At 44.0% G+C, this 12,700-nt stretch carries 10 protein-coding genes and 1 tRNA gene; 7 read left to right on the top strand and 4 right to left on the bottom strand.

The annotated features are described in order from the left end of the window. Positions 1–43 precede the first annotated feature (43 nt). Positions 44–127 (top strand) — tRNA-Leu (locus R3I13_RS13825). 78 nt (positions 128–205) lie between these two features. Here R3I13_RS13825 and R3I13_RS13820 read toward each other — a convergent pair. Genes R3I13_RS13820 through R3I13_RS13805 form a run of 4 tightly spaced genes read right to left on the bottom strand, consistent with a single transcriptional unit; the run spans position 206 to position 5,588 of the window. Next, positions 206–1,066, bottom strand: coding sequence for a glycosyltransferase family 10 (locus R3I13_RS13820; protein ID WP_346318552.1), 861 nt, complete (start codon positions 1,064–1,066; stop codon positions 206–208). Between the two features lie 26 nt (positions 1,067–1,092). Then, positions 1,093–1,953: an alpha-1,2-fucosyltransferase gene (locus R3I13_RS13815; RefSeq protein WP_346318551.1), complete on the bottom strand. Its 861-nt coding sequence runs from the start codon at positions 1,951–1,953 to the stop codon at positions 1,093–1,095. A gap of 36 nt (positions 1,954–1,989) precedes the next feature. Beyond that, complete coding sequence (locus tag R3I13_RS13810; RefSeq protein ID WP_346318550.1) at positions 1,990–3,336, bottom strand: HlyD family efflux transporter periplasmic adaptor subunit; 1,347 nt, start codon at positions 3,334–3,336, stop codon at positions 1,990–1,992. Positions 3,337–3,362: 26 nt separating this feature from the next. After that, positions 3,363–5,588: a peptidase domain-containing ABC transporter gene (locus tag R3I13_RS13805; RefSeq protein ID WP_346319151.1), complete on the bottom strand. Its 2,226-nt coding sequence runs from the start codon at positions 5,586–5,588 to the stop codon at positions 3,363–3,365. A 146-nt stretch (positions 5,589–5,734) separates the two neighbouring features. Here R3I13_RS13805 and R3I13_RS13800 point away from each other — a divergent pair, with 146 nt between their 5' ends. From R3I13_RS13800 to R3I13_RS13775, 6 genes are all read left to right on the top strand, one after another. Then, complete coding sequence (locus R3I13_RS13800; RefSeq protein WP_346318549.1) at positions 5,735–7,411, top strand: vitamin K epoxide reductase family protein; 1,677 nt, start codon at positions 5,735–5,737, stop codon at positions 7,409–7,411. A 51-nt stretch (positions 7,412–7,462) separates the two neighbouring features. Beyond that, positions 7,463–7,750, top strand: a complete 288-nt coding sequence (locus tag R3I13_RS13795; RefSeq protein WP_346318548.1) for a hypothetical protein — start codon at positions 7,463–7,465, stop codon at positions 7,748–7,750. A gap of 470 nt (positions 7,751–8,220) precedes the next feature. Then, positions 8,221–9,351: a TlpA disulfide reductase family protein gene (locus R3I13_RS13790; protein ID WP_346318547.1), complete on the top strand. Its 1,131-nt coding sequence runs from the start codon at positions 8,221–8,223 to the stop codon at positions 9,349–9,351. Between the two features lie 43 nt (positions 9,352–9,394). Further along, complete coding sequence (locus R3I13_RS13785) at positions 9,395–10,114, top strand: sugar phosphate nucleotidyltransferase (RefSeq protein ID WP_346318546.1); 720 nt, start codon at positions 9,395–9,397, stop codon at positions 10,112–10,114. After that, positions 10,111–11,334, top strand: a complete 1,224-nt coding sequence (locus tag R3I13_RS13780; protein WP_346318545.1) for a LicD family protein — start codon at positions 10,111–10,113, stop codon at positions 11,332–11,334. The genes R3I13_RS13785 and R3I13_RS13780 overlap by 4 nt, the downstream gene beginning before the upstream one ends. 33 nt (positions 11,335–11,367) lie before the next feature. After that, the gene (locus R3I13_RS13775) at positions 11,368–12,687 is read left to right on the top strand and encodes a hypothetical protein (RefSeq protein ID WP_346318544.1); all 1,320 of its coding nucleotides are present in this window, start codon (positions 11,368–11,370) and stop codon (positions 12,685–12,687) included. Positions 12,688–12,700: the final 13 nt, after the last annotated feature.

Genomic DNA, 12,700 nt, shown 5'->3' with positions numbered 1-12,700 from the left:
GCTTATTATCAAAAAGGCTTTATTTTTGCAACCCACAATCAACGCGGAGGTGGCGAAATTGGTAGACGCGCTACTTTGAGGTGGTAGTGCCTGAAAGGGCTTGGGAGTTCGAATCTCCTCCTCCGCACAAATGATTATCAGGTACTTACAAAGGCTGCAAATCTGCAGCCTTTGTTTTTTTCTGAATTGCCCCGAAGAGTGCTTTTCAAAGTTTGCACTCTTTCATAACATCCTTGCCGGTCACTGCCATCCATATTACATTCATCGGATTGAGATGCGTGAGTAGCCGTTTTTTCTGCGCTATGATATACTTCGCCCTTGCCGAATGCTCATTCATCTGAATGGCGGTCACTATTTTTTCAATGGACGCAACCGGATCAAAAACATTCACCCGTATAAACGCACGTTCGTCTACATACTCTTCCAGATTCAAGCAGCCGTCATAGAAACATAAACATTCGGCTAAAATCGGGTCTGCAATTTTTTCAGTGTAATATTCTTTTAAGAAGGAATTTTCACACGCAAAGTGATAGGCATGAAGCCACAGGCCATCAAACTTGTTCTTCAGCGGCCCCCTGTAAGATCTTAATGTGCCAAAATAATCCTGCTCGTAGGGCTTGCCCCACAAGTCCAACCCTTCGTCAATGGCTTTATCAAGAAAAGAGATAAACTGCCTCCGCGCCACTTGCCCGATTAGCTGTCGTTTTTCACTCGTAATGCTTGAAAGCAGTTCTGTTTTCGTCAGCCCTGTCTGCATCAGCATTGTTCTGTCTTTTTCCATAAAATCCTGAAAAAATGGCAATGGCAAATTCATCGGCGTAGCAGGCACAATCCCGTGGGGCACCAAAACTGAATCGCAGGGCTCCGTCAATAGGGTAATTGATTTTCCCGGATCGATATACTCCGTGCCGGGGTGCGGTGCCGTGAGAATAACCAATACATCATAATCGTTCTCATGCACTAATTTCATGTCTTTCCATGTGGGCTCCCCGGCGTTGTAATTCTTTCTGAAGGAGTTATATAAGCTAAGATCGTTTTCCCAAAAGCTTGTCAGTTTTACTTTCATTGATCTGGGGTTTCTTGTATACTTCTTTATAGTTTAATCCATTCAGGGCCGTAAATGTCCTTTGTGTCCCTGGTTTGATCAGTGAACCACTCATTGGGAGCGATTGTTAGGTTCCCTTTGCTGCTACCCAGCCAGGATGCCCACCAGCTATACGTACTGTTGGAGATAATGAAATGTTTGCAGCTGCTCATCAATTGCAGATAAGATTTGCTGGGCTCGTCATAAAAACTGTCATCAATAAAGGTAAGGCCTTCTATTTCCTTCAGGTTTTCCCTACACCATAGTACATCATCGGAAAAAATGTAAAAAACAGGCGCTTCGAGTTTTTCTATGCAATATTGAATGGAGCCGATAATATATTCCTTGGAAACAGTACCAAATAATCCGGGGCAGGTCAGGTAGTCTCCCCTTCTTACATGGACCATGACGGCGTTTTCAGACTTAATCCTGTTTTGCATGACAAGCGCTGCGCCCTCAAGCTTATGCCGGAAATTGAAATCCGCCTGTATCATTTCTTTGATTCCTTCAAAATATTTTGCGGATTGCCAGTAGCCGGAAATTACAAACGCTGTTCTCTGCGGCAGTTCATTTTCTGAAACCAGTTCTTTGAATCCCGCTACAAGTTCTTCATCGAAATGAAAGAATTTTTCTTCAATAAGCAGGATATCTTCTCCTATCATGCCATTATTCATCAGATCATTAAAATTTCCCACAAAACAATTTGGAGGCAAATGAAAAGAATCCAGCCCGAATGCCCTGTACTGATTGAACTGATAGATTGTTTTGTTTAGAAAAAGATCTTTCTTCAGGAGAATAGACAAGTAGCGGCCAAATGCATACTGAAACATCTGATTGCCTATGCCTCCGGATACATTGACGATTATCATGGGATTTGAATTAGCGTAGCAGTCTCATCAACTAGTCTACTTGTTCATGGAAACAGACTTTACGACAGAATAATACAGCCGTTCCAGCAAACGCATATCTTTTGTGATGATCAGCGCCTGCGCTTTTAGGCCGGGTTTATATTGAATGGTCCTGTTTGTATTGGAAGCAAGCCCTATGTCCAGGCGGACCGTTCCCAGAAAAGCGCTGTCGATTGCTATATTGGAAATATAGCTTAATGTACCCGGGATGGAACCGACTTCCTGGTATGGATATGCCTCAAACCGCAGCTGCACTTTCATGCCGGTATCAACTTTGCCGAAATTATTCTGCGGAAGTTTTATTTCTACATAATATTTACTGTCTGTGGGATTTACATAACCCAATACTTTTCCCATCTCCAGATGCTGATTCTGCTGAAGTGGCAAAGTAAGCACGACCTTGCCGTCTGCAGGGGCCTGGATGGTATATTCCCGCAGCCATTCACTTACATCGCTCCTGAGTGTTTGCAGCGCCTGCTCAAAAGTTTGCTGTTGCTGCAAGATATCGTGGTCGAGCTGATCGATCTCTTTTTGCTTATCGCGTATCTGGTTCTGTTGCGAAATGATGGAGATCTCCATCTGCGGGTCTACCATCTGTTTGTCAAGTAAACTGCTTTTTGCCCTGCGGTATTCTTCTTCGGAGATCACTTTTTCCCGGAACAGCTTTTCATTCATTTCAAAAGATTTTTTCGCCAGCTCATGAGCCTGTGCGGTGAAATTCTTTTGATCAGACAACTTGTTCTCCATGATCTGAAGCGAAAGAATGTCGCGGTGAAGCATTCTCCTTCTGTTCAAATAAAAACCATTGTTGAGATAATCATTGTATTTCTGCAAAGCGGAAATAAATATCTGATACGAAGATTGCAGCTCTCCAAGGTTTTGAAATTTCCGGTGAAACAATCCTGCTATTAGCCTGGTGTCCGTATTCCCCGATAACTTCGCCGCGGAATCCAGCCTTTCCGAAAGATCAACCACTTCTTTAGTATCGGCGTTTGATTCGATCCATCCTAGGATTTCACCTTGTTTTACCTGTTGATTATTTTCTGTGAATAAGGCTGTTAGTTTTCCGGTTTGTTTGGCAACGATTTCTTTCGGGGCATTGCTGCCGGTAAGTACGGCGTTGGCGTAAATGATGTCGGGATACCTGATAAACCAGCTTCCAGCTATCATTAACAGCAACAGCAGGAGGAATATAAGCAGAGACCAATTTTCAAGAAAGCCGGGCTTGCGGCTGATGATCTCCTGGGCGAGATCCGACCTTTCAGAAAAAAACAGTTTCCTGTCTTTCGTTAGATTAACAGCAATAAGGTCGTTTTTGTCCAATTCTTTAAACTCGTTTCGCATAAAGTATTTTTAAAGACCGTCTTGCGTCAGTTTCCCAATTCAAGCTGGTTCTTAACCAGCTCATAGTATTTTCCTTTCATGGCGATCAGCTCATCATGCGAACCTTCTTCGCTGATCTTCCCCGAGTCCAGCACTACTATCTTGTCCGCGTTCTTCACCGTGCTTAAACGATGTGCGACCACTACCACGGTCTTTCCTTTAAAGAACCGTCCCAGATTCTCCACAATTTCCTTTTCGTTATTTGCGTCCAGTGAATTGGTTGCCTCATCAAAAAATAAATAAGCAGGATCTTTATAGACCGCCCTCGCTATTAGGATGCGTTGTTTCTGGCCCTGGCTTATACCTGTCCCTTCTGCGCCCAGTTTGGTATAGTAACCGTTAGGTAATGATTCTATGAAAGAATGAATGTTGGCAATGCGGCAGCTGTGAACAAGCCGGTCATAATCCACATATTCATCGCTCACGGCTATATTCCGCGCGATGGAATCATTAAAAATATACCCTTCCTGCAATACGGCGCCGCATTCGCTGCGCCAGTAGGGATGACTGATGAAATCGAACTTCAAACCATCCCGGCTAAACAGTTTGCTCGCTCCTATCCTTATCTCTCCGTCGTATTGCTCGTACATTTTCAGCAGCAGCTTTACCAGGGTGGTCTTCCCACTGCCGCTTACGCCAACGATGGCCGTTACTTTATTCTCAGGGATGACGAGGTTGATATTTTCCAGCACCGGATCGTTGCCAACTCCGGGATAAGTAAACGACAGATTATTTAGGATGATGGATTTGTTTTCCGGGAGTTGAGTGATGTACGTTTTTTGGGGATCCTGCTCATCGTCCAGCTGATGTATCTCATTGAGGCGTTCCATGCTGATCTTCGCATCCTGAAAGTTCTGTACAAATCCTACCCATTGCTGTATTGGCCCGCTGAGCTGGCCAATGACATACTGCACTGCCAGCATGGACCCGAAAGTGAGCTTGCCATCTATCACCAGCTTTGCTACGATAAAACTGATGGCGATGCCCTGCAGGCTGCTGATGAACGTAGCCCCAGCGGTCTGGATCTGGCTGTAGTTGAGGTTTTTATATCCAAGTTTGAATACATTGATCTGGATATTCTCCCATTCCCAGCGCTTCTGTTTTTCGGCATTGTTCAGCCTGATTTCCTGCATGCCCTGGATAAGCTGCAAGGTGGTATTGTTTTCCCTCGCGGAGAGGTTAAAAGTTTCATAGTTCAGCTTTCTCCTGATCTTCTGGAATAACTGGACCCATATAAAATAAATAATGCTGGTAAGACAAAAAACAAAAAACAACTCTACACTATATATCATCAGAACGATGGCATATACGATAAAATTAAAGAAGGAAAAAAGCGTAGATAAGGCTGTGCCTGTGAGGAATGTCTGAATGTTATGATGATCGCCGATGCGTTGCAATGTATCGCCGGTGTGATGCACATCGAAATAGGAGACCGGAAGCCGGGTAAGCTTGATCCAGAAGTCAGACAATAATTGTATGTTCAGATTATTGGAAATTCTCAATAACAAACGGCTTCGTATAAAGTTGACGACCGTCTGGCTGAACGTCAGCATTACCTGGGCCACGAGGATCACAACAACGAACTGCAGGTTTTGGGTGTTGATGCCGGTATCTACGATGCCCTGCGTTAAAAAGGGAAATACCAGTGATAACAACGAAGTGATCAGAAGCGCGATAAACACCTGTGTTATTTGCCATTTCACTCCTGTTAGGTAAGCTGAAACTCTTGACCAGCTCAGTTTTTTTTCCTTTTCACCTTCCGATTCATAAAATGTGGGGGTGGGCTCCAATAATAAAACGACGCCTACATGGCTTCCATTCTCATCTTTCGACGAGGCCCAGTGTTTGATAAGCTCATTAATATTATAATCAATAATTCCTTTATCGGGATCCGCAATTTTTGTTTTCTTTTTTTTTACATCGGCTAGTACCACAAAATGATTTTGTTGCCAGTGCAAAATGGCGGGTAGCGGAGCTTCTTCCAGTTGTTCCAGCTTAATTTTCACGCCTCTCGTTCTAAAGCCGATTTTCTCTGCAGTATCGCTGATGCCAAGCATGGAAACGCCGGCTTTATTAAAACCGGCTATCTGCCGCAGCGTATCCGCATTGTAATGTTTGCCGTAAGATTTTGCGATCATTCTTAAACAGGTAGGGCCGCAGTCCATAGCATTCAACTGCTTGTAATAGGGGAATTTTCTTCGGGTTAAGTTCACTTTTTGTTTTTTCAAAAATATTCATTTAATGCAAAAAAATAATACTGATAAACAAAAAAATGTATTATTTTTATTTCAGTGACCTCGTAAACTATGCTTTATAAGTAGTAAACCCAATATAAAAACCCGATAACAAAAATCCGTCTATGTTTTTAGATCGCTTGTTGTTCCCTATGCAGCACTGCGAAGATGCCGCTGCTCATTTATTGTTGTATTTAAATGTGAAATTTACCCGCTCCAACTTACAAAGAGAGTTACAGGAACATCCGAACTATCCAAGTATGTTGTCCATCGCGGATGTAATCGGGTCTTCCTATAGTGTTTCCTCTATCCCTCTGACATTTACACGGGAGGAAATCCTGTCTGAGCCTGAAATACAACCTCCTTTTATGGCACATATCAGGACGGAGAAATCCGGGGATGTGTTTGGAGTCGTTTCGAAGTTTTCGGCGGACATCGTTGAGATGTATAACCCCGATTCCAGGAAAAAGGAGAAACTTTCTCCGGAAGAATTCAACAAGCTATACCGGGGAACTATACTCATAGCCCGCGGCGAAGAAAATGCCTCTGAAAGGGAATATGAAAAAAATTTGAAAGAAGAGAGACAACGCTCTGCGGTATATAATACTATCGCTTTCGCATTTCCGGCGCTTGCATTGATCGCATGCGTAGCTACTGTAATCAGCCAGCCGTCTGCAGCTGCTGTTTCTGCAGTCGTATTTACGCTGGTCGCACTTATGGGAAGCGTCGTAACGGCCTTGTTGCTGTGGCATGAGGTAGACGAATACAATCCCGTCGTACAACAGATATGCCAGACGAGCACCAAGGTGAACTGCTCGGCGATCCTCCATTCAAAAGCATCGAAAATATTCGGCCTTAGCTGGAGCAGCCTGGGTTTTAGCTATTTTATGGGTATGCTGCTGACTCTGATAATGACGGGTATTCAGGATCCCGCGGCGCTGACGTTATTGAGCTGGATAAATGTGTTGGCCGTTCCTTACATTGGGTTTTCCGTCTATTATCAATGGAGAGTGGCCCGCCAATGGTGCGTGCTTTGCCTGATGGTACAGGGAGTGCTGCTTTTACAATTTGTTACGGCCCTGGCCGGTGGTTTCCATACCCTGCTGCCATTCCAACAAATACCACTGCAATCGTACTTGACGTTAGCAGGCGCATTTATGATCCTTACCATGGCCATCCAGTTATTGATGCCGGCTTTGGAAAAGGCCAAGGAGGGCCGTACGAAAAAAACTGAAATAAAGCGACTGAAGAATAACCCGAAAGTATTTGAAACCCTGCTGGCCAAACAAAAATCCATCGTCAAACCGGCGGACAGCATGGGCATAACCATTGGGAACCCGGACGGGATATATAAACTTATCAAAGTATGCAACCCGTATTGCGGCCCTTGCGCCCAGGTCCATCCCGCCATGGAAGCGCTGGTGGAAAACAATGGCGAGATCTGCCTGCAGGTTCTCTTCACCGCAAGCCTGGATGACAAAGACCTGCGGAAGTTTCCCGTAAGTCACTTCCTGGCAATAGATACCCTGAAAAATGAAACACTTACTAAAAGAGCGTTGGACGACTGGTACAACATGCCGGAAAAAAACTACGACATATTTGCTGCTAAATATCCGCTCAACGGCGAACTGCAGCAGCAGGCGGAAAAAATAGCAGTCATGCAAAAGTGGATCAACGCTACCCAGGTAACTCACACACCTACTTTTTTTATATGCCTCGATACGGCAGATGACGAAGCCAAATACCATCAGCTCCCTGAAATGTACAGCGTAGATGACCTGAAGTATTTCCTATCAATCTGATCAGCCATGGCCTTGTTGAAGCATATTAAGCGGTTGCGGTACATAGATTTTATGATAAAGAAAAAAGCTACCGGCGACCTGGAAACCTTTGCCGGGAAGAACGGCTTGTCTAAAAGCGCTATGGCAGGAATTATACAGGAGATGAAGGAATTAGGGTTCCCTATAAAGTTTGACAGGAACAGGAGTTCCTATTATTATGAAGAAGAAGGCGCAATGGTACAAGAGCTATTCATAAAGAACGGCAGGATCTTATCAAAGGAAGAAATGTCTCAGATAGGACAAGTCGATAATTTATGTTTCTCGCAGATCACAGTTTTTAAGTTATGTGAAAATAGTTAAAAAAAATCTCCGTTCCAGATATAGTAGAATGGCGCTTTCTAGTTTTACATTGATAAACTCCGTTTAAACCTAAAAAAGTTAATCAATGAAAAAATTAAAGCTCAACCTTTCGAACATGAAGGGAACTGAGGTTCTCACAAGAGAACAATTAAAGAACATTATGGGTGGCGGCGGTAGCAATACCTGTACCAGCGACTCGGAATGCGGCCTTGGCAGATACTGCTGCGATACGACCGATGGTTCTAACATCAAGGTATGCGCTACCAGCACTAACGGTACCGGATGCCCGGGTAGCGTTTCAGGATGCGCTACAAGCTGTAATCCCACGGGTATGGGCAATATTGGCTGCGTGTACAACTCAGGAGGTTGCAAATGCCTGTGGGCCGGATATTCCTGTAGCTAAAAGCTCAAAACCCAGCTATATTAAACCACCGCCTCCGGGCGGTGGTTCATAAACCTGTTATAATAGTATGAGGACCTATTTTGGAAACACGCTTGCTGTCATTCTTCTGTTGTTCGGCATTCCTGCTTTGGCTAATGATTCGTCGTATATTAGGTTCATTTTCGACAGCTCATTAACCGCCGCCAAATTTCAAGTTACAATCTATGACGGCATCAACGAACACAAGATAGATCTACAAAATACACAATCCTGGAATGGCGAACTTTTTTCTCCCTTCGGGTTCATCATCTTGGGATATAAAAATAGCGATACCAGCTCGGTCATAACAAAGGTTTTCTTCAAAAAAGGCCGCTCGGAGGTGTCACTAGCCTCCTCTTCAATCCCGGGACAATTCTACGCTCTTGATGAGAAATCGTCCGTGAATGTTATCCCGTACAATGACATGGGAGGAGCCAAATACGATGCATTCAAAAAAGAAAAAGAAGATGTCCTGTTGAATTTCTATTATAACAACAGAAGCAGTTTCGGGAAAGATCCCGCTCTTGTCAATAAAGCTTTCACACTGTCAGATTCTTTGACGGCTAAAAAACTGGAGTTTATAAATCAATTCCCGGACCTGTACATATCGTTCTGGGTATTTATTAGCGAGATGTTCAGAGTAACCCCCCCCGGCCCCGAAAAACTGCTGGAACTATACGACACGAAATTTCCGGTCAAGTTTAAAAGTTCCAAAGCGGGTAGATATGTTGAAAGTACCCTCCGTAATAAGGTCGCGATCGCTTCCAATGGGCTTTTCCCTGATTTTTCAGTTTCAGATATCAACAACAACAGGATTGAATCGTCAAAGCTTCGCGGCAGATATGTGCTGATACAATTCTGGGCCTCCTGGTGCATTCCATGTATAAAGGAGATACCGGACCTGAAAAAGATGAACGACAGATACAACGATTCCACATTAACGATCATCTCCTTCAGCATCGATAAAGACGCTTCAGCTTTCAGGAAAGCTGTCGAGAAACATGCAATGAACTGGCCACAGGTATATGGAGATACCCGTCTCTATAATTCCCTGGCGTATCTCCCTATTCCCCAGCTCTACCTGATCGATCCGGAAGGGCACACCATTTACAATAGCACCGGCATCGTTGATACTGACCTGACATTGCTGAAAAAATTGGTCTCGGACCGCTTGAAATAAAAAACCGATGACTATAACCCGTTAACACATCCAACTTTAAACTATGAACGCAATTGTTTTAGCCGCCGGTGTGGGTTCCCGCCTTCAGCCTCTCACGTTTTCAGTGCCAAAGCCTTTAACAATTGTAGATGGCGATCCGATCATCGAACGGCAGATAAAATGCCTGCGATCAGCAGGAATAAATGAAATACATCTAGTGATAGGTTATCAGGCGGAAAAATTTGAATATCTCAGGCAGCATTACAACGTGAACCTGGTATACAACCCATACTATAGTGAATTCAACAATATATATTCCCTTTTTCTCTGCAGGGAATTCCTGGAAAATACATGGATATTGGAGGGGGATGTGTTTATCCGGAAAAATTTCCTCCCACCAGCCATTCAAAGATCAACCTACTTTTCCGTCTTCAGGCCGGATGTAACATCCGAATGGGTATTGGAATTTTCAGCAAACCATAAACTGACGCGCATCCTTACTTCCAAAGACTCCCCGGGGTTATTATACGGAAACGGAACTTATACCATGTCCGGAATTTCATTCTGGAATCAGTACGCGACCCAAAAAATAAAACACTATCTGGATATTTTCTCACAAAACATACGCGGCACGGAGAAGCAGGCCCAGGTCGGGCAATATTGGGACCAGATCATTGTAGATAATCTCAATGAGTTCGAAATATTCGTGGAAAAAGTTGAAACCGATGATTGTTTTGAAGTAGATACCGAAATAGACCTGGATATTTTAAGAAGCTTTCTATGACCGGCAGCACCATGATATATAAGATACGCTACAGCACGGCCTGCGACGAGTTTCATATAGAAATACAGCTGAACGGTTTTACGTTGAGGGTTTTTTCGGGAAGCATTGCCGGTTCCCTGCCGGAAGCAGGCCTTTCGGTGAACGAAGGTTTCATGCAGCTGCGTTACAATATAGGATTGTCTTCTTATGAAATCATTTCGTTCATCGCAAATAAATATGTATGGAAAGACTTTATCGCCTCGCCTTTCCACACCTGCATGATTGTTGACGAAAACACCTCTATGCAATATGATACGCAAGGCCTTTTAAAAGAACTGGCTGATGCAGAAGACGATTGGGATGTATATTTCCCATTTGATAGAAGCTCCGGCAGTAAGGAAGAACTCAAAGAGCAATATTTCCTCGGTCAGGTTTGGGGCCTCGATATTTATTTCCTGACAAAACATGGCGCCGGAACATTGAACGGCCTGGATATTATTAAACAACCTCTGGACGAGGAGATGCTGGAGTTGTCAGAAAAAGGGGAATTGAATATTTATTGCAGCGAAACGGTTTTCTGCACCTACACAGAAAATGAAGCGCGGCGCGCATCCCGAAACGATGCAACAAAACGCGCCATACTGGCGATCAATCATTGGGAAAACGAAGAAAAGGAACAGGTAGGTCTTTTATTACAATCGTTAAACAGCATCGCGGAAAAAGCCGGCGTTCAACTCGTGCTCGGGTATGGTTCATTATTAGGGCATGTACGGCACGGAGGGATCATGCCATGGGACGACGATGTAGACCTGCTGCTGGAGGAGGATGGACTGGAAAAACTTCTCCCGCGTCTTGGGGAAGAAGAGGGGATCCGCTGCGGCAGCGCTAACTGGGGAGGCGTAAAATATCATAAGATATGGCTTGAATCAGGAAAAGAAATACCAGGGTTTGATCATACTTTTCCTTTTGTTGACGTCTGGTCGGTTAAACGAGATGGCGGCCATATAGTAACACATGATGGTGTAAAGATTCCTTCGGAATATTACTATCCTTTAAAAAAAGTTGAGTTTGAAAATTCCGACATCTATTGCCCCGCTTTCCCTCAAGAATGCCTGAGTTCATTTTACCGGGACTGGCGGACGGATATCGTCATTTTCCCATGGCGGCACAAGCTGGAGCTACCGGCGAATTTTCAGCTTAACGCGAAAATAACAGTGGATACTGCCGGTAGAATGGTTTAACTCTTAAATCAAGTCCGCTCAATACTGCATTTTATGAAAATTCCGACATACATCATTAACCTCAAAAGCCGTTCAGATCGTCTGGAAAATGTCATGATGACCTTTGAGAACAGGCATGAGTTTGAAATAACCGTCGTCGAGGCGATCAGACGCGAAGCGGGGGCATTGGGTTTATGGAACACCATTCAACATATCCTCCGCGATTTAACCCGTAAGGAGTATGAGTATGTGCTGATTTGTGAAGACGATCATGTGTTCACCGAACACTATTCCAGGGAAACATTGTTTGAAAGCATTGCCGCCGCAAGAGAAGAAGAAGCGGACATTTTGTGCGGCGGCGTTAGTTGGGTAAGTAATATAGCGGAGATGAAGCATGGCATATTCTGGGTGGAAAAATTCTCTGGCCTGCAGTTCTGCGTTATTTTCAGAAAATTCTTTGACCGTTTATTGGGGGCAACATTTCCACCCGGCGGCGCTGCAGACTACATGATCTCCGATCTTTCAGATAAAAAGTTTTTTACCTTCCCGTTCATTTCCATACAAAAGGATTTCGGGTATTCTGATGTGACCCCGCCAAATACCATTGCAGGAGCAGTTCGTGAGTTGTTTGAAAAGAGCACTGCTACGGTAAACATTGCCCGCAAAGTGATGCAGCATTATAAAAATGCCGCTCCGTCAGCAGTTCCGGAAACATTTGAAGATGTGACCATACCCGTATATATTCTGAACCTGCCCGAAAGGACTGACAGGCTCATACATATTAAAAAACAATTTGAAGGGAAAGATGAATTCGCCGTTGCGGTCATTGAAGCCTGTAAACATGAAATAGGAGCCACAGGTCTTTGGCTAAGCATCCGGAAAGCCGTTCAGTTAGCGGTGGCAAACGATGAAGATGTAGTTATCATATGCGAGGACGATCATGAATTCACAAAAGATTATACAAAGGAATATCTAATACGGAATATTATAGAAGCCAATGAACAAGGGCTCGATATGTTAATAGGAGGGGTAATAGATATGAATACCGCGCTGCCGGTCGCAACCAACAGATATTGGGTAAGCAGCTTCTGGAGCACGCAGTTCATTGTCCTTTACAGGAATATGTTCCGGCCGGTTCTCGATGAAACATTTGACACAACCGTTACAGCAGACGGAAAGTTGTCGGAAATAGTGATAAACAAAGCTGTACTGTTCCCTTTTGTTTCTGTACAGCGGGAATTCGGATATTCCGATGTTTCCCCTTCACATGATGCCTTCAGAACGAACAAACCGAACGACGAAAAGTTTCGGGAATGTATTGGCCGTTTTCAACGTATCAGGGAAATTCATACAAGATCTATGAATAGTTTATAGAATATTATCCTCA

This window comes from Chitinophaga sp. YIM B06452 (assembly GCF_039655965.1).
Taxonomy (GTDB): domain Bacteria; phylum Bacteroidota; class Bacteroidia; order Chitinophagales; family Chitinophagaceae; genus Chitinophaga.
This window is presented reverse-complemented; position numbering and strand designations above follow the sequence as displayed.